This is a genomic window from Rhizobium mayense (assembly GCF_030272705.1).
Lineage (GTDB): Bacteria > Pseudomonadota > Alphaproteobacteria > Rhizobiales > Rhizobiaceae > Rhizobium > Rhizobium mayense.
The window spans coordinates 92,059-110,566 of record NZ_JARFYM010000009.1; the positions used below are offsets into that span (position 1 = coordinate 92,059).

At 59.2% G+C, this 18,508-nt stretch carries 16 protein-coding genes; 8 read left to right on the forward strand and 8 right to left on the reverse strand.

Going from position 1 to position 18,508, the window contains the following annotated elements:
- Positions 1–4: 4 nt before the first annotated feature.
- Positions 5–1,498 (reverse strand): leucyl aminopeptidase, encoded by a 1,494-nt coding sequence (locus PY649_RS13570; protein WP_285868974.1) that lies wholly within the window; start codon positions 1,496–1,498, stop codon positions 5–7.
- A gap of 210 nt (positions 1,499–1,708) precedes the next feature.
- Between PY649_RS13570 and PY649_RS13575 the strand changes: the two genes are divergently transcribed.
- The 7 genes from PY649_RS13575 (at position 1,709) to rsmA (ending at position 10,260) form a co-directional block, all read left to right on the forward strand.
- Positions 1,709–2,491, forward strand: a complete 783-nt coding sequence (locus PY649_RS13575) for a phosphatase PAP2 family protein (protein WP_285868975.1) — start codon at positions 1,709–1,711, stop codon at positions 2,489–2,491.
- 105 nt (positions 2,492–2,596) lie between these two features.
- A complete protein-coding gene (locus tag PY649_RS13580; RefSeq protein WP_285868976.1) occupies positions 2,597–3,775 on the forward strand; it encodes an LptF/LptG family permease in 1,179 nt (392 codons plus the stop codon).
- Complete coding sequence (gene lptG, locus PY649_RS13585; RefSeq protein ID WP_285868977.1) at positions 3,772–4,857, forward strand: LPS export ABC transporter permease LptG; 1,086 nt, start codon at positions 3,772–3,774, stop codon at positions 4,855–4,857. Before PY649_RS13580 ends, lptG begins: the two co-directional genes overlap by 4 nt.
- Positions 4,858–7,248 (forward strand): LPS-assembly protein LptD, encoded by a 2,391-nt coding sequence (locus PY649_RS13590; protein ID WP_285868978.1) that lies wholly within the window; start codon positions 4,858–4,860, stop codon positions 7,246–7,248. It abuts the gene before it with no gap.
- Positions 7,249–7,451: 203 nt separating this feature from the next.
- Positions 7,452–8,399 (forward strand): SurA N-terminal domain-containing protein, encoded by a 948-nt coding sequence (locus PY649_RS13595; RefSeq protein WP_285868979.1) that lies wholly within the window; start codon positions 7,452–7,454, stop codon positions 8,397–8,399.
- Positions 8,400–8,407: 8 nt separating this feature from the next.
- Positions 8,408–9,433 carry a 4-hydroxythreonine-4-phosphate dehydrogenase PdxA gene (gene pdxA / locus PY649_RS13600; protein WP_285868980.1) on the forward strand — a complete coding sequence of 342 codons (1,026 nt, stop codon included), beginning with the start codon at positions 8,408–8,410 and terminating at the stop codon, positions 9,431–9,433.
- Positions 9,433–10,260, forward strand: a complete 828-nt coding sequence (rsmA, locus tag PY649_RS13605; protein WP_285868981.1) for a 16S rRNA (adenine(1518)-N(6)/adenine(1519)-N(6))-dimethyltransferase RsmA — start codon at positions 9,433–9,435, stop codon at positions 10,258–10,260. Before pdxA ends, rsmA begins: the two co-directional genes overlap by 1 nt.
- A gap of 7 nt (positions 10,261–10,267) precedes the next feature.
- Here the strand turns inward: rsmA and gmk are convergent, their stop codons facing one another.
- From gmk to fabD, 7 genes are all read right to left on the reverse strand, one after another.
- Positions 10,268–10,930: a guanylate kinase gene (gene gmk / locus PY649_RS13610; RefSeq protein WP_285868982.1), complete on the reverse strand. Its 663-nt coding sequence runs from the start codon at positions 10,928–10,930 to the stop codon at positions 10,268–10,270.
- 3 nt (positions 10,931–10,933) lie between these two features.
- On the reverse strand, positions 10,934–11,821 hold the full coding sequence (locus tag PY649_RS13615) for a YicC/YloC family endoribonuclease (RefSeq protein ID WP_285868984.1): 888 nt from the start codon (positions 11,819–11,821) through the stop codon (positions 10,934–10,936).
- Between the two features lie 111 nt (positions 11,822–11,932).
- Positions 11,933–13,159 carry an endolytic transglycosylase MltG gene (gene mltG, locus PY649_RS13620; protein ID WP_285869065.1) on the reverse strand — a complete coding sequence of 409 codons (1,227 nt, stop codon included), beginning with the start codon at positions 13,157–13,159 and terminating at the stop codon, positions 11,933–11,935.
- 220 nt (positions 13,160–13,379) lie between these two features.
- A complete protein-coding gene (fabF, locus tag PY649_RS13625) occupies positions 13,380–14,642 on the reverse strand; it encodes a beta-ketoacyl-ACP synthase II (protein WP_285868985.1) in 1,263 nt (420 codons plus the stop codon).
- Positions 14,643–14,756: 114 nt separating this feature from the next.
- On the reverse strand, positions 14,757–14,993 hold the full coding sequence (locus PY649_RS13630) for an acyl carrier protein (RefSeq protein WP_003547058.1): 237 nt from the start codon (positions 14,991–14,993) through the stop codon (positions 14,757–14,759).
- A gap of 294 nt (positions 14,994–15,287) precedes the next feature.
- Positions 15,288–16,025: a 3-oxoacyl-[acyl-carrier-protein] reductase gene (fabG, locus tag PY649_RS13635; protein WP_285868986.1), complete on the reverse strand. Its 738-nt coding sequence runs from the start codon at positions 16,023–16,025 to the stop codon at positions 15,288–15,290.
- A gap of 28 nt (positions 16,026–16,053) precedes the next feature.
- On the reverse strand, positions 16,054–16,998 hold the full coding sequence (gene fabD, locus PY649_RS13640) for an ACP S-malonyltransferase (RefSeq protein ID WP_285868987.1): 945 nt from the start codon (positions 16,996–16,998) through the stop codon (positions 16,054–16,056).
- Between the two features lie 196 nt (positions 16,999–17,194).
- Here fabD and PY649_RS13645 point away from each other — a divergent pair, with 196 nt between their 5' ends.
- A complete protein-coding gene (locus PY649_RS13645; RefSeq protein ID WP_285868988.1) occupies positions 17,195–18,238 on the forward strand; it encodes an aldo/keto reductase in 1,044 nt (347 codons plus the stop codon).
- Positions 18,239–18,508 lie beyond the last annotated feature (270 nt).

Here is an 18,508-nt window from a genome sequence, read left to right on the forward strand (position 1 = left end):
AAGGTCACGATTCGTAGTTCGCGCGGACCAGTTCATCGAGCAGGCGCACGCCGAAACCCGAGCCCCAGGACTGGTTGATCTCGTCCTGGATCGAGCCCATCGCAGTACCCGCGATGTCGAGATGCGCCCATGGCGTTTCCTGCACAAAACGCTTGAGGAACTGTGCCGCGGTGATCGAGCCGGCATGGCGTCCGCCGGTATTCTTCATGTCGGCGAACTTGCTGTCGATCATCTTGTCGTAGTCCTTGCCGAGCGGCATGCGCCACAGGCGCTCGTTGGTGGCAAGGCCGGCGGCAGTCAGCTCGTTTGCCAGCTTATCGTCATTGCAGAACAGGCCGGCATGTAGATTGCCGAGCGCAACCAGAATGGCGCCGGTCAGCGTCGCGAGGTTGATCATGAACTGCGGCTTGAAGCGATCGTTGGTGTACCAGAGCGCATCGCAGAGGACGAGCCGGCCTTCGGCATCCGTATTGATCACTTCGATCGTCTGGCCCGACATCGACGTAACGATGTCGCCCGGACGTTGGGCATTGCCGTCGGGCATGTTTTCGACCAGGCCGATGACGCCGATGGCGTTGACCTTGGCTCCGCGGGCGGTGAGCGTGTGAATGAGGCCCGTAACAGCGGCGGCTCCGCCCATGTCACCCTTCATGTCCTCCATGCCGGCGGCCGGCTTGATGGAAATGCCGCCGGTGTCGAACACTACGCCCTTGCCGATGAAGGCGACGGGCTTGTCCTTCGGCTTGCCGCCCTTCCATTGCATGATCACCAGGCGCGGAGGACGCACGGAACCCTGCGCCACGCCAAGCAGCGCGCCCATGCCGAGCCGGCGCATCTCACGCTCCGTCAGGATTTCCACTTCCACGCCGAGCTTTTCCAGCGCCTTGGCTTTCGCGGAAAACTCCACGGGGCCCAGAACGTTCGGCGGCTCATTGACAAGATCGCGCGCCAGAATAACGCCGTCGGCGATCGCTTCCGATGCAGAGAAGAGCTTCTTTGCGGCAACGACATTCGCGGTGACGATCGTGACCTTGACGGTCTTCTGCGCGCCGTTGTCCTCGTCGTCTTTCTTTTTTGTCTTGTAGGTATCGAAGCTATAGGCGCGCAGCAGCATGCCGAGAGCGAAATCGGCAGCCGCCTTGGCACCGACCTCGACACCAGGCACGTCGACAAAGATCGCGACCTTGTCGACATTGCGGATTTTCGCGGCCGCGCCGCCACCGAGCTTCAGCCAATCATGCGCATTCAGATCCTTCGCCTTGCCGGTGCCGATGACGAAGATCCGGTCGACCGGCGAGCCCTCGGGTGCAACGATATCAAGGCTGCTCAAACCCTTGGCGGTGAAGCGGGCGATGCGCGCCGCCTTGGCGAAAACATTCGCCGGATCGGCGCTTTCAGCCCCTGCCGGCAGTTCGCTGTCCGTGTCTTTCAGCAGAATGGCCAAGCCACCATTCAACCGAACCGATTTGGCAAAGGAAATCTCGAATTTCACAGACATTTCTGCTCCGATAATAAGCGTCGTGCAAAATAGAATTATACGCTTTCGATCATTCAAGGTTTCCTCATCAAATACAAGCTTTTGGCGAGGCATTCCGCGAAGAAACACCCCGGCTACATTCAAATCCCTGTCATCTAGGGCCTTTAGGCTGCCAAGCCGGTTACCGTGTGCCGCTCCCCGGCCGGTGCGATCACTTATCGGAATGCCACATTGATCATAGATTTCAGCAGCTTCGATCGCCGAGATCGTTTCCCCGAAATCCTGCGACCGCGCTCGGCGGGGGATGCCTTCGTCGTTCTTTTCTGCCTTTGGTGGCTACTGCTCGGGCTGTTTTCGATTTTTCCACAGATCGATCTCGCCGTCGCCAATATGTTCTTCCTGCCCGAGCCATGCGCCACTCCCGCGAGGACTGGCCAGATCTGCGGCATTTTCCCTTACAGTGACGACCCTCACATGCGCCTGCTCAGGGAGATTTTCTTTCAGGTTCCTTATATTGTTGCGATCGCACTCTGTTGGATGCTGATCCAGTGCTGGCAGCAGCACGGCGCAACTTTCAAAAGGTTGAGGGCTCGCAATCTGGAGATCGCGCTCGGTTCGCTGCTCCTCGGCCCTGTACTGATCGTCAATCTCTGGCTCAAGGCCTTCTCAGGCCGTCCGCGGCCTCGACAGATCGATCTGTTCGGCGGCGCGCTCGATTTCGTTCATGCCGGTTCCTTCGCCGGAAAATGCGTGAGCAATTGTTCCTTCGTGTCCGGCGAAGCTGCCGCTGCCGGCTGGCTGTTTTGCCTGGTCTTCATCATCCCGCAGCCGGCGCGAACGGCTCTTGCTGTGCCGATCACAGCCGTTTCGATTCTCATTGCAGCCCTCAGAGTGGCCTTCGGCGGCCACTTCCTATCGGATGCCGTCCTGGGCTGGCTTTCCTCGCTGGTTGTATTTTCCGCTCTTCTGGCTCTATCCCAAACGACACACAGCAGAAGAATTTCAGAAAATTAACGAATTTTTTGCGAGTGGGTTGTCGCCAAAAAAACGCAAACAGCGTAGAGGAGGGTGAATCTCTCTGCCGGCTCGCACGGCGGGGTGTTGCGTTTAAGGGCCGGCATGAAGTTATTCGAAACATATATCGTACGGCGTGTCGGCATGATGTTCCTGGTAGCCCTGCTGCCGGTGCTCGCTATCATCTGGACGACCCAGGTGCTGCAGCGCATCAATCTCGTTACCGACAGCGGCCAATCGATTGGCTCGTTTGCTAAGCTTGCGACTCTCATCCTGCCGACGATCATTCCCGTGGTCCTGCCCTTTGCGTTGGTCATCGGCATTACGCAGACGCTGACTGCGATGAACAGCGATTCGGAACTGACCGTCATGGAGGCGGCGGGCGCGCGGCGCAGCATCATCATCCGCCCGATCATGATTCTCGCGATGGCCATCAGCGTTTTCTCTTTCGTCGTCGGCAATGTGGCCGAGCCGAAAGCCCGCGTTGCGGCCCGCGAAATGGTCGCGGAAGCCTATGCCGACCTGCTCTCGACCGTTATCGAAGAGAAGAATTTCAGGCGAATCGAGGATGGGCTTTATGTGCAGATCACCCAGCGCTTGTCGGGACGAATCCTGAAAGGCCTCTTCGTGGTGGATTCGCGCGATCCCGGTTTCGATCTCATCTACTATGCCAAGGAAGGCGCCGTCGATCCGAGCGGCACATCGTTGCTGATGAAGGATGGCGAAGTCCACCGCAAGACGCCGGACGGCAACGTCTCCGTTATCAATTTCGACTCCTATTCCTTCGATCTTTCCGACATGACGCAGAGCCGCGGTCAGGCAACGCGGCGCGCCAGCGACCGCAGCCTTGGCTTTCTGCTCAATCCGGACCCGAACGACGCGGATTACAAAGCGAAATCAGGCGACTACCGTGCCGAGTTGCACCGACGTCTCAATGACTGGGCGCTGCCGGCCATCTTTGCTCTGATATCTTTGGTCATTGCCGGCGACGCGCGATCTCATCGTGAAGCGCGGCTGCATCCGATGGTTTCGGCACTCACTATAGCCTTTGCGTTGCGTTGGGCGAATTTTTACGCGGTAAACCAGATCGATAATGCACCCATTTTCATCGGCGTCCTCTATGCGATCAACATCGGCGCGGCTCTGATTGCCATTGCTCTGCTATTCAGGAACAGGAAGATGTCGATACCGGCGTCGATCCGCAACCGCTTCAGCAATTGGCGCCAGAAAATTCAGGATCGCATGCCTGTGGCGCCCGACAGCTCGAATGGGGGCGACGCATGATCTTCAGTACGCTCGGCCGCTACTTCTTCATGCGTTACGTCATCACCACCTTTTGGTTTTTCCTGGGCGTGATTTCGATCGTCTATCTTGTCGATTTCAGCGAGACGGCCGGCCGGCTTGCCGGCCTTCCCGGATACACGGTCAGCGTCGGCTTGCTGATGACGGCCGTCAGATTACCGTTCATCCTGCAGCAGACAGTGCCGTTTATTGCCCTCTTCGTCGGCATGACGGTGTTGATCGCACTCAACCGGCGTCGCGAACTCGTGATTGCTCGTGCGGCCGGTATCTCTGTCTGGCAATTCATGACGCCATTCGTGATGGGCGCCTTCTTCGTCGGCCTTCTGACCATGTTCGCCCTCAATCCTGTTGCGGCATGGGGACAACGGCAGGCGGAAACGATGGAAGCCGATCTGCGCGGCGATCCGTCCTATCACAACAAACTCTCGATTCCGTGGCTGCGCCAGTCGGACGGCAAAGACGACGTCATCATTGGCGCCAAGGCCATCCTCGACAACGGAACGACGCTGATGAACGTCGTCTTTATCCACTTTGATTCACAGGGGAATATCGTTCTCAGGCAGGACGCGCAGTCGGCTAAATTGGAAGATGGTTACTGGCTTCTTAATGGTGTCGTCGAGCGCCGCCCCGGCGAAATTCCCGATCACAAGGGTACGACAAAGGTCCGTACGAATCTGAAACAGGATTTCGTCTCCGAGCGGTTGGCGCAGCCGGAAACCATTGCTTTTTATGATCTTTCTAATCGAATTGCGATTGCAAGGTCTTTTGGTATCTCAACCAAGGCCCTTGAGACGCAATTTCACTCGTTGCTGTCACAGCCATTCCTCCTGGTGGCAATGACGCTGATTGCGGCAACCGTCTCTTTAAAATTCAGTAGATTCAACCAATCGCGCTCCGTGATTCTGGGTGGAATCCTCTCAGGCTTCGTGCTTTATGTTGTCACCGTGCTTGTAAAGGCATTCGGGAGCAGCGGAGTGGTTCCTCCTTTCGTGGCGACATGGATACCCGTGATCGTCGCTTTGGCATTCGGAGCAACGATCCTGCTTCATCAGGAGGACGGCTAAGTGGCGGCAGGCAACCGCAAGAGTATCAGGAAATTTGTCGCTGCCCTCGTCATGGGCGCGGCCGCATATGCATTTGTCATGAGCCCGGTCGTAGCTTACGCCCAGGACAACAATAATAACGCCGGCGCCGGTGCTGCGACCTCTCCCATCAAGGTCAAAGTACCGGAAAACGCCAAGCTGATCCTTTCGTCGAACGAATTGGTCTACAACAAGGATACGCAGATCGTCACCGCAAGCGGTGCGGTCCAGATCAACTATGGCGGCTATAAGATGGTCGCACAGAAGGTTGAATATAATCAGAAAACCGGGCGGATGACGGCGATCGGCAATGTCGAGCTGATCACCCCGGACGGCAATCGCATGTACGGCGACAAAATGGATGTCACCGACAGCTTCTCCGACGGTTTCGTCAACGCCCTGCGCATCGAAATGCCTGACAATACCCGCATGGTCGCCGAAAAGGGCGAACGCGTTGGCGGCAATCAGTTGATCCTGACAAAGGGCGTCTACACCGCCTGCTTGCCCTGCTCCGAACAGGGCCGCGCACCGCTGTGGCAGGTCAAGGCCCAGCGCGTCGTGCAGAACGGCGTGACGCATACCGTCCGCCTCGAGCATGCCCGCTTCGAGCTCTTTGGCCAGCCGATCGCTTACGTCCCGTGGGTCGAAGTTCCCGACAATACGGTGAAGCGCAAGTCCGGCTTCCTGTTTCCGTCGGCCAGCATCTCGCAGAATCTCGGCTTCGGCCTGAAGATTCCTTATTACTACGTGATCTCGCCGAGCATGGACGCGACGATCAGCGCCACCGGCTATACGAGCCAGGGTTTGCTGCTTGAAGGCGAATTCCGCCGACGCTTTGAAAACGGCACGCTTATTCTGCGCGCCGCCGGCATCAACCAGATGAGTCCCGGGCAGTTCACCGCCGGCACCAGTGACGCCGAAAACAAGACTCGCGGCATGATCACGTCGAAGGCCGATTTCAGAATCAACCCCCGCTGGACATTCGGCTGGGATGTCATGGCGCAAAGCGACAATAACTTTTCGCGCACTTATAACTTACAAGGTCTCAACCAAAGCACCCACACGAACGACATTTATTTGACGGGTCTCGGCAAGCGCAATTTTTTCGATATGCGCGCCTTCTACTATGACATTCAGGATGCCGACAACAACAACACTGCTGAAAAGCAGCAGGCGGTCGTCTATCCGACCATCGACTATCACTATGTGGATCCGAAGTCGGTATATGGCGGCGAACTGTCCGCAAACATGAATTTGACGCACCTGTCGCGCGATAAGGCCTCCGTGCTGGATAACGTCAACAATCTCGGCGACGCCAGCCTGAACGACCGCTTTCTCGGTCTTCCCGGCAGCTATACGCGCCTTAGCACCGAATTGCAGTGGCAGCGTACCTTTACCACCGATCAGGGTCTGGTTCTGACACCGCTGCTCGCAGCTCGCGGCGACGTCTATGGCCTGGGTATGGATTCGCCCAACTCGTTGGGTTCGTCCTTCAGCTATCCCGGCAACTACGACACCAGCGACTATGCCACGCGTGGAATGCTGACGGCCGGCCTCGAAGCCAAATATCCCTTCCTCATCACAACCAGCAACAGCTCGCACGTGTTCGAGCCGATCGCGCAGATTTATGTGCGCCCGAACGAGACGCTTGCCGGGCAACTGCCGAATGAGGACGCTCAGAGCTTTGTCTTCGATGCGACCAATCTCTTCGACCGTGACAAGTTCTCCGGCTATGATCGCATCGAGGGTGGCACGCGCGCCAACCTCGGCTGGCGCTACACCGGCAGCTTCGACAGTGGCTACAAGTTGCAGAGCATCTTTGGTCAATCGTTCCAGCTTGCCGGGCGCAATTCGTTCGCAACGGACGATCTGGTCGGCGCCGGAGCGGAATCGGGGCTTGAAACCACCCGCTCTGATTATGTGACCATGTTCGGCCTCACCACGCCGCAGGGCATCTCGCTCTCGACGTCCTACCGCTTCGACGAAAAGGATTTCGCGTTCCGTCGCGGCGATACCCAGGTCGGATATGCCAACGACGCCTTCCAGACCTCGATGACCTACACCCATATCGCCGCTCAGCCGCAATATGGTTTCACCACGGATCAGGACGAAATCCAGGGCCGCGCGCAGATCAAATTCAAGGAATATTGGTCTGTCTTCGGCACGGTCAGCTACGATCTCAACGACAGCCAGATCACCCGCCAGGGTATCGGCCTGTCCTATGCGGATGAATGCACGATCTTCAGCGTCTCCTTCCTCGACAAGAAGGATTCGACGAACCAATCGGGAAGCGACTGGTCTATCGGTGCCCGCATAACGTTCCGCACGCTCGGCGACGTCAATCTTGGCAACGTACAGGACGCAACGTTCTGAGCAATCAAATCCCCAAAAGGCCGGCTTCGAAGCCGGCCTTTTGGCTTTGAATCGGATCGCCATTCCCCCGCGTCATTGTTTCGCCGCAAGGATTTTGCAATTCGTCGTGCTTGTTGTAGATATCAGCGCAAATTTACCGTATTGCGCCAATGGCGTCCCAATGTGACGCGGTGCGGACAAGGACCTTTGGGAAGGGGTAGTTGATGTTCTCTGGAAAGACACCGAAGCGCGCTGTGCTATTCGGCGCCGTAGCGTTGGTCATGGCCACTTTTGCCGTACCAAGCAGCGATGTTGCCTTCGCGGCAAGTGAGGTGAAGGTCGTCGTCAACAACACGGTGATCACATCAGGCGATGTCGCCAAGCGCGTCAACTTCCTGAAATTGCAGCGCCAGAAAGGCGACCTCAATAAGCTGGCGCAACAGCAGCTCGTCGATGAGACGCTGAAGCGTTCGGAAATCGCCCGTGTGCACATGTCGGTGTCGACGACGGACGTCGACAATGCGTTTGCCCGCTTCGCAGCCAGCAACAAGATGTCGACCCAGCAGCTGAGCCAGATCCTAGACAAGATGGGTGTCGGCGTCGATCACTTCAAAAACTACATCGCCATTTCCATGAGCTGGCCCCGTGTCGTCAATGCCCGCTTCGGCGCGAGCGGTGGTCGCATGTCGAATGACGACCTCGTGACGCGCATGACGGAAAACAAGACAAAGCCGGTAACGACGGAATATTTCCTGAAACAGATGGTCTTCGTCGTCCCGACCGCGAAGCGCAACGCAATTCTCGCCAAACGCAAGGCCGAGGCCGAAGCCTCACGGGCCAATTTCCCCGGTTGCGATCAGGCGAAAGTCTTTGCTGCAACGATGCATGACGTTTCCGTCCAGGATCTCGGCCGCGTGCTCGCACCCGACCTTCCGGAGGCCTGGAAACCGCTGCTTGAGAAGGCCAAGGGCAATACGACCGATGCGATCGTGACCGATCGTGGTGTTGAATATGTTGCCATCTGCTCACAGCGCCAGGTGAACGACGACGTTGCCGCGGCTGCCGTCTTCCGCGCCGAAGATCTCGGCAAGGCGAATGCTCAGGGCGTCAGCGCCAACGACAAGAAGTACGTGGACGAACTGCGCTCCAAGGCGCAGATCCTCTATCGCTGATCGCTCCGATGCCCTCGCGCCCCGCCCGCCCCCTTGCACTCACGCAAGGGGATCCAGCAGGTATCGGACCCGACATCACACTCGCCGCCTGGCTTCGCCGCGGCGAGCTTGGTTTGACGCCCTTCCTGTTTCTCGGCGACCCGAAGGTTCTTGCGGCGCGAGCGCGCCAGTTGAACCTGACCGTGCCGCTGCGGGAATCCGATGCATCGACAGCCTCTCGTATCTTCGCGGAGGCGCTCCCAATATTACCGATCGCCGCCGGCATGGATGTGGTTGCCGGCGAACCGCATGTCGCGACGGCCAAGGCGACGATTGCAGCCATCGAGACAGCGGTCTCGCTCAGCATGAAGGGAGAGACCTCCGCGGTTGTGACCAATCCGATCGCCAAATCGGTTCTCTACGACGCTGGCTTCGGCTTTCCCGGCCATACCGAATTCCTTGCCGATCTTGCGACACGCGCCACAGGCAAGCCGGTAGTGCCGGTCATGCTGTTGGCCGGGCCGAAACTGCGGGCGATTCCCGTCACCATCCATATTCCGCTGAAGGATGTACCGCAGGCGCTGACCTCTGAACTCATCATTGAAACCTGCCGGATCACCGACCACGACCTCAGGACTCGTTTCGGCATCGCAAAGCCGCGGCTTGCAGTCGCCGGCCTCAATCCGCATGCCGGCGAGAGTGGTGCGATTGGCAAGGAGGATGAGGACATCATTCGTCCGGCGATCGACGTGCTGCGCAACAAAGGCATCGATGCCTTTGGCCCCCTGCCCGCCGACACGATGTTCCATGACGATGCGCGCCGTCGCTATGACGTCGCCGTCTGCATGTATCATGATCAGGCTTTGATTCCGGCCAAGGCACTCGGCTTCGACGATTCCGTCAATGTGACGCTCGGCCTCCCCTTTGTCCGCACCTCGCCGGACCATGGCACCGCCTTCAGTATCGCCGGCAAAGGCGTCGCCAAGGAAGACAGCCTCGTGGCAGCACTCAAGCTGGCGAGCGAGATCAGCCGCCCGACCGAAAGCGATCTCTGATGGCCGCACTTGACGGTCTGCCGCCGCTTCGCGAGGTGATCCAGCGCCACGGCCTCGATGCGCGCAAAGCGCTCGGCCAAAACTTTCTGCTTGATCTCAACCTGACACAGAAGGTTGCCCGCGCGGCCGGGTCGCTTGACGGCGTCACGGTCTTTGAAGTGGGACCGGGGCCAGGCGGCCTGACCCGCGCCATACTGGCTCTCGGCGCCGCCAAGGTCATTGCGGTGGAACGCGACCCGCGCTGTTTGCCGGCGCTGGCCGAGATCGCCGACCATTATCCCGGCCGGCTGGACGTCATCGAGGGCGATGCGCTGAAGACGGATTTTGCGGCGCTTGCGCCGGAAGGTCCAGTCAAGATCATTGCCAACCTGCCCTACAATGTCGGCACGCAGTTGCTGGTGAACTGGCTGCTGCCGGGCCATTGGCCGCCATTCTGGCAATCGCTCACGCTGATGTTCCAGAAGGAGGTCGGCCAGCGGATCGTCGCCAATGAGGATGACGATCACTATGGCCGTCTCGGCGTTCTCTGCGGCTGGCGCACGAATGCGCACATGGCTTTCGACGTGCCGCCGCAGGCCTTTACGCCGCCGCCGAAGGTGGTCTCGACGGTCGTGCATCTGACGCCTAAGGAAAATCCGATCCTCTGCTCCGTCGACAAGCTGGAAAGGGTGACACAGGCCGCCTTCGGTCAGCGGCGCAAAATGCTGCGACAGAGCCTGAAGCCGCTTGGCGGCGAAGCACTGCTGCAGAAGGCCGGTATCGACCCTCAGCGACGCGCCGAAACGCTCTCCGTCGAAGAGTTCTGCCGGCTGGCAAACTGCCTTTGATGGCGGTTCAGAGCTTCGGCGTTTCTTCCAGCAGGCCACGAACGAAATCGAACATTCCATGGCGGCGGTCGCGACGCAGACGTTCAGCCTTGACGATGGACTGAACCGCGTCGAAAGCGGCCGTCAGATCGTCGTTGATGATCACGTAATCATACTCGCGCCAATGCGCGATCTCGGCCCTTGAATTGGCAAGCCGCGTGGCGATCACCTCTTCCGAATCCTCAGCGCGGCGGTGCAGGCGCGATTGCAGCTCCGTCATGGTGGGCGGCAACACGAAGATTGATACGACATCAGCGGGCATCTTCTCCTGCAGTTGCTGCGCGCCCTGCCAATCGATGTCGAAGAGCATATCGCGGCCCTCGGCCATCGCAGTTTCTACCGGCTCGCGCGGCGTGCCGTAGAAATTGCCATGAACCTCCGCCCATTCGAGCAGGGAGTCGGAGTCGCGCAGGCGCTCGAATTCTCGCGGCGAGACAAAATGATAATGTATGCCGGCAATCTCGCTCGGCCGCCGTTGCCGCGTCGTGACGCTGACTGAAAGACCGATCTGCTTGTCGATCTCCAACAAGGTGCGCGCGATCGTCGATTTCCCTGCGCCTGAGGGCGAGGAAATGGCAAGCATCAGCCCCCGGCGGGCAATCGAAACGGATGTGGATGTCGCCGGCTTCATAGCTTACTCCAAATTCTGGACCTGTTCGCGGAACTGGTCGATGACCACCTTCAATTCGATGCCGGCGGCAGTGACCGCCGCGGCATTCGACTTCGAACAGATAGTATTCGATTCCCGGTTAAATTCCTGTGCAAGGAAATCAAGCTTGCGTCCGATCGGTCCGCCCTTGGCGATAAGATCACGAGCCGCCGATACATGCGCTTTCAGCCGGTCGATCTCTTCGCGCAGATCGGCCCTAGTCGCGATGAGCGCGGCCTCGGCATGCAGCCGGTCACGATCCAGGCCGGAAGTCCCGTCCAGAAGCATGGCAACCTGCGTCGCCAGCCTCGCAGCGATTTCCTGCGGCGAACGCGACGGATCGCGTTCCACGGTCGCCGTCAGCGTCTCGATGACGGCGACATGGCCGAGCAGGATCTGGCCAAGCGCCTGCCCCTCCCGCCGGCGCATATCGCTGAGATCGACGAGCGCGGCTTCGAGACCGGCGATGATATCGGCGTCGCGCGCTGCGAGCGCTTCTTCGCCTTCCTCGGCTTCCTTGAATTCAACCAGGCCACGAATGGCGAGCAGCGTGTCCAGGCTCAGTGGCGCTGGATCGATGACCCCCGCGAGCTGGCCGCGCAACGCCAGCACCGTCGCCAGCGCGTCCTGATTGACGACCGCTTCGACACGGCTTTCATCGACGGATAGGGAGAGGCCGACCTGCAGATTGCCGCGCGAAAACCTGTCGGTGATAAGCTTGCGGACATCGGTTTCCACACGCTCCAACCCCGGTGGCAGGCGCAGACGCAAATCCAGGCCCTTGCCGTTGACCGATCGCAGCTCCCAGGCCCAACGCGAGCGGCCGCTCGTTCCCTCACGCCGGGCAAAACCGGTCATGGACTGCAATAGCATGCAAGCCTCCGATAGTTTTCGTCCAAAATCCTTTCAAAATCAGAGGATCATAGACCAATGCAAAGGTGAGACTACGCCGTGCGCCCGATCGAAAGCACGGCGCAGCAGAGATCAGTTCGTCTTCTTTTTCTGCTGCGCGCCAGAAAGGCCGCCACCAGCGGCAGCAGCGCCGCTGTCATCCGGCTGACCGTCGACAGCGATCGCGCTCGGATCCTCTCCCTTTTCCGCAACGATCTTGCGCCAGCGCTTGACGTTGGCGTTATGATCTTCCAGCGTCGCGGCGAAGACGTGCCCGCCCGTGCCGTCGGCAACGAAATAGAGGTCCTGTGTCTTCCAGGGGTTGGCCACGGCATCGAGCGCATCCTTACCCGGATTGGCGATCGGCGTCGGCGGCAGGCCCTTGATGAGGTAGGTATTGTAGGCCGTTTCTTTCTTCAGGTCCGATTGGAAGATCGGGCGATCGGCCGGCTTGCCGTCGCCACCGAAGAGTCCGTAGATGACCGTGGGATCGGATTGCAGGCGCATGCCCTTGCCAAGGCGATTGAGGAAAACGGACGCCACATGGGCGCGCTCATCCGCAAGCCCGGTTTCCTTTTCAACGATGGACGCCAAGGTGACCAGATCGCGCTTATTCGTCAGCGGCAATGACTGATCGCGCTTCTCCCATATCTCATCGACCAGCTTTTCCTGCGCGGCCTTCATCTGATCGATGATTTCCGTGCGCCTCGCACCGCGCGTGAATTTATAGGTATTGGGTTCCAGGCTGCCTTCCGGCGGCAAGGCCGATGGCAGATCGCCTTCCAGCACCGGGTCAGCCTGCAGCTTGTTGAATATCTGCCGTACGGTCAGTCCTTCCGGCAAGGTGACCGAATAGAGGATTGACTTGCCGGACTTCAGCAACTCCATGATATCCTTCATCGAAGCGCCGGCCTTGATCTCGTATTCGCCGGACCGCAGCGTCTCGCCATTGCGCAGATAAGTTGCTGTCAGATAGCGGAAGATGCGGGCATCGGTGATGATGTTACTGGCTTCGAGCCGGCTGGATATCTCGGCAAGGCCTGCGCCGTTGCGCACGATGAAATTGCTGTTCGTCGTCAGCGGCCCAGGGCTCTGATAAGCGGAAATGGCGTAGTAGGTACCGACGACAGCGAGAACGATCACGAAGACGACCAGCGTCATCAGAAAGTTCAGGAAGATCACCATCTGGCTGCGGGCTTTACGGGAACGCTTCGGCGGATCCGGAACACGCTCCGGACGCAGGGCTTCGTTGGCCGATTTCGGGATGATCGGCCCCTTCTGCCCGTTCGGAGTTCCGTTGTTCTGGTTCGTATCGCTCACCGGCAATCCCTTTATTTTGTCGTTGCCTGCTGTTTGGCCAAGCAATGCGGCAAAAAACAGGTTCAGAAGATAAAGCGGAGCCTGGCGAAGATCCGCTTTCGACCGATCAGACATTACCGCGTCACATCCCACGGGACACGCGAAGGACGCAATAACATTCAAGGATGGCGCATGGCCTTGCCGAAAAGCACTCCCTGCTTTTCGGAATTACGCGCTGTTTTTATGCCTCATAACGACGCAGAACAAGTGATGCGTTCGTACCGCCGAATCCGAAGGAATTCGACAGCGCGACATTGATGTCCCGCTTGCGGGCCTTATGCGGAACGAGATCGATGGCCGTTTCCCGTTCCGGATTATCGAGGTTCAGTGTCGGCGGCGCGACATTGTCGCGAATGGCGAGCGTCGAGAAGATCGCCTCGATCGCACCGGCGGCCCCAAGGAGGTGGCCGGTTGCCGACTTGGTCGACGACATCGAAATCTTGGACGCTGCGTCGCCGACCAGCCGCTCGACAGCACCGAGCTCGATCGTATCGGCCATCGTCGAGGTGCCGTGCGCATTGATGTAGTCGACATCTGCCGGCGTCAGCCCGGCGCGCTTCAGAGCCGAGGTCATGCAGCGGAATGCGCCCTCGCCGTCTTCAGACGGCGCGGTAATGTGATAGGCATCGCCGGAAAGACCGTAGCCGACCACTTCGGCATAGATCTTGGCGCCGCGCGCCTTGGCGTGCTCCAGCTCTTCCAGCACGACGATGCCGGCGCCCTCGCCCATGACGAAGCCGTCGCGGTCGCGATCATAGGGGCGCGATGCCTTATGCGGATCGTCGTTGTGCTGCGTCGACAGCGCCTTGCAGGCGGCAAAGCCGGCGAGCGCGATACGGCAAACCGGAGCTTCTGCGCCGCCGGCGACCATCACGTCCGCATCACCGAGCATGATCAGGCGGGCCGCATCGCCGATCGCATGTGCGCCGGTGGAGCAGGCCGTGACGACGGCATGATTCGGACCACGCAGCTTGTGGCGGATCGAGACCTGGCCGGAAACGAGGTTGATCAAACGCCCCGGAATGAAGAAGGGCGAGATCCGCCGCGGACCCTTGTCGCGCAGCGTATAGCCAGCCTCGACAATGCCTTCCAGGCCGCCGATGCCGGAGCCGATCATGACGCCCGTGGCGATCTGGTCTTCATTGGATGTCGGATGCCAGCCGGCATCATTCAGCGCCATATCGGCGGCAGCCATGCCGTAGATGATGAAAGAATCGACCTTGCGCTGTTCCTTCGGCTCCATCCAGTCGTCGGCATTGAATGTGCCGTCACTGCCATCGCCGACCGGAACGCGGCAGGCAATCTTCGCCGCGAGATCCTCGACCTCGAATTCCGTCACGAGACGCGCGCCGTTGTGTCCAGCGATCAAGCGCGCCCAAGACACCTCAGTGCCACAGCCCAAAGGTGATACCATGCCGGTACCCGTGATAACGACACGTCTCATCGCCCGCAGACCCCCGTCTTTTTATCATGCCATGCGTATGAATATGGTCCGTCCGACCTTGCCGGACGAAATAGGGCGGACTCAGAGAGCCCGCCCTTTACAAAGCGCAAATAATTAGGCCTGGGCCTTTTCAATGAACTTTACCGCGTCGCCAACCGTCAGGATCGAGTCGGCAGCGTCGTCAGGAATTTCAACGCCGAATTCTTCTTCGAAGGCCATGACTAGTTCGACGGTGTCGAGCGAGTCAGCGCCCAGATCGTCGATGAAGCTTGCGCTTTCAACAACCTTGTCGGCGTCAACGCCAAGATGATCAATAACAATTTTCTTTACGCGTTCTGCGATATCGCTCATGTCGGTTTCCTCGACCTTATTTATGTCCTGATCAGAATGCCGTCTGACATCCCTACCCTGTTCAAGCCTGCAGCGCTTGTATCGGCGCCGCTGGCAAACCCGTTCAACCCGGTCTTGAGATTCGGCCCTGCCGCCATACACGCGGCCCAGTCCGTCTGCATTTTCGGGACGACTGAACACAGTCATGGCCCGCTTAACACGGTTTAAGTCTGTCGCAAAGCCAGAAAATAGCCGCTTCCAGGTTGCTCAACATGCTATTGGAGGGAAAGTTCCCCCCAACAGACTTTTCCTTTTTCAGATCATTGCCATGCCGCCGTTGACGTGGATCGTCTGGCCGGTGACATAGCTTGCTTCCGAGGAGGCCAGATAGGCGACGGCGGACGCGACTTCGGCCCCGCTGCCCATGCGCTTCATGGGAATGGCACCCATGATAGCTTCCTTCTGCTTGTCGTTCAGCTTACCGGTCATGGCGCTCTCGATGAAGCCGGGGGCAACGCAATTGACGGTCACGTTGCGCGTCGCGATCTCCTGCGCCAGCGACTTGGTAAAGCCGATCATGCCGGCCTTGGAGGCGCTGTAGTTGGCCTGACCCGGATTGCCGGTGACGCCGACGACGGAGGTGATGTTGATGATGCGGCCGTAGCGACGGCGCATCATCGGATGGGTCAGCTCCCGGGTCAGCCGGAAAACGGCGGTGAGGTTGACTTCCAGCACGCTGTCCCAGTCCTCGTCGCTCATGCGCACGAACAGGCCGTCCTTGGTGATGCCGGCATTGTTGACGAGGATGTCGACGCCGCCGAGTTCCTCTTCAGCCTTGACGCCGAGTGCCTTGACCTCATCGCGATCGGAAAGGTTGGCCGGGAAGATCTTGACGCGGTCGCCAAGTTCGGCGGCCAGAGCCTCGAGCTTCTCGACGCGCGTGCCGTGCAGGCCGACAATGGCACCCTGCTTGTGCAGCAGCCGTGCGATTTCTTCGCCGATACCACCGGAAGAGCCGGTTACCAGGGCCTTGCGGCCGGTCAAATCAAGCATGTGATTTCCCTCGTTCCAAATTGTTGTATCAGCCAAGCAGGCTGGCGAGCGCGGTGTCGATATCGGCGGTCGAATTCACCGCGATACCGGTCACCGATTTGTCGATGCGCCGGGCCAGGCCCGTCAGCACCTTGCCGGCGCCGATTTCATATAATGTCGTTACATTATTGGCGGCAAACCATTCCACCGTTTCGCGCCAGCGCACCTGACCCGTAACCTGCTCGACCAGTAGATTGCCGATCGTGGTAGCGTCCGTCACCGGAGCCGCGCGAACATTGGCGATGACCGGCACGACCGGATCGGATTTCGCGACCTCTGCCAAAGCCGCCCGCATAGCCTCGGCGGCGGGCGCCATCAGCGACGAATGGAAGGGTGCGGACACCGGAAGCAGGATGGCGCGCTTTGCACCCTTGGTGGTCGCGAGTTCGGCAGCCTTTTCGACGGGAGCCTTCTCGCCCGAAATGACGATCTGACCGCCGCCATTGTCGTTGGCGATCTGGCAAGCACCGATGGCCGAAGCCTCGCCGCAAATCGCGACGACGTCGGCGTGTTCCAGGCCGATGATCGCCGCCATGGCACCGACACCGACCGGAACCGCCGCCTGCATCGCATTGCCGCGAATGCGCAGCAGCCGCGCCGTATCGGCCAGCGAGAAGGTGCCGGCGGCACACAGCGCCGAATATTCGCCGAGCGAATGACCGGCAACGTAGGCAACCTTGCTCTTCAGATCGAGGCCCTTCGCCTGGAGAACGCGCATGACGGCGATCGATACGGCCATCAACGCCGGTTGTGCGTTCGCAGTCAGCGTAAGCTTGTCTTCGGGGCCATTGAAAATGATGTCAGAAAGCTTTTCACCGAGCGCTTCATCGACTTCCTCGAAAACGGCGTGCGCTTCTGCAAAATTGTCCGCGAGATCCTTGCCCATGCCGACGGTCTGGCTACCCTGGCCGGGAAATGTGAAAGCAACAGTCATTATATAAGGCTTCCTTCGGGGTCGTTTCGCTTCCCCAATGACATTGTTTGCGGTGGAGTCAATAGCGCAATCCCTGCGTTCACTGCCTTTTGCAGATGCGAGAAGCGGCGATTTTCTTCTTGCGCTCGCTCATTTCCCGCCTAGATTTGCGCGACTCTTTCCATAAGACTTTTCCTGCCAGCCTCAAGGTTTTCCCATGAAGTATAAGAATTTAGGCCGCACCGATATTTCCGTTTCGCAGATTTGCCTTGGCACGATGACCTGGGGCTCGCAGAACAGCGAGGCCGAAGCGCACGAGCAGATGGATTATGCCCTCCATAAGGGCATCAATTTCTTCGATACGGCCGAAATGTATCCGACAACGCCGGTCGGCCCGGAGACTCAGGGCCGTACCGAGGAATATATCGGCAGCTGGCTCGAAAGGACTGGCAAGCGCGGGGAGATCGTACTCGCCACCAAGGTCGCCGGCTCCGGCCGCAACTATCTGCGTGGCGGCCAGGGCGCGGATGCCGCCAATATTCGCGCCGCAATCGACAGCAGCCTGAAGCGGCTCAAAACCGACTATATCGACCTCTATCAGGTGCACTGGCCGAACCGCGGCCATTTCCATTTCCGTCAGAACTGGCGCTACAACCCTTTCACCCAGGACCGCGAAAAGGCGATCGCCAACATCACCGACATCCTGGAGACGATGGGCGAGCTGGTGAAGGCCGGCAAGATCCGCGCTATCGGCCTTTCCAACGAAACGACCTGGGGAATCCAGAAATATCTGACGATCGCCGAGCAAAAGAGCCTGCCGCGCGTCGTCTCAACCCAGAACGAATATAATCTGCTCTATCGGCACTTCGATCTCGATCTGGCCGAGCTGTCGCATTACGAAGATGTCGGCCTGCTCGCCTATTCTCCGCTCGCCGGCGGCATTCTCAGCGGCAAATATGTCGGTGGCGCACGGCCGGCCGGCTCGCGCGGCTCTATCAATACCGACATCGGCGGCCGCTTGCAGCCGCTGCAGGAGCCGCCGGTGAAGGCCTATCTGGAGATCGCCGCCAAATATCATCTCGATCCGGCCAAGCTGGCGCTCGCCTATTGCCTGACCAAGCCCTTCATGACCTCCGTCATCATCGGTGCGACCTCGATGGGCCAGCTCGAAACCGACATTGCTTCAGCCTATGTCACGCTGCCGGAAGAGGCGATTGCCGAGATCGAAAAGGTACACCGGCTCTATCCTTGGCCGATGTAACGTCGGGTGAAAGCGCCTTGCCGCCGCGGCAAGGCGCAACGACTGCAAGATACTCTTTTGCGAAGCCCGATCGCATCTGCGTCGACACGTAAGCCGATCTTGTCCGTCGGCACAAAGACGGCCGAACAAGCCGCGAAAATATGACCCCTGATGTAATTGAGACGTGTCGTACTGGCGCGTAATTTCGGGACATCTCCACAAGAGATAAGCACCAACGAGAGAGAACAGACAGCAAGCGCCGGCGGTTTTGCCCCGGCAGCTCTGGCCTCT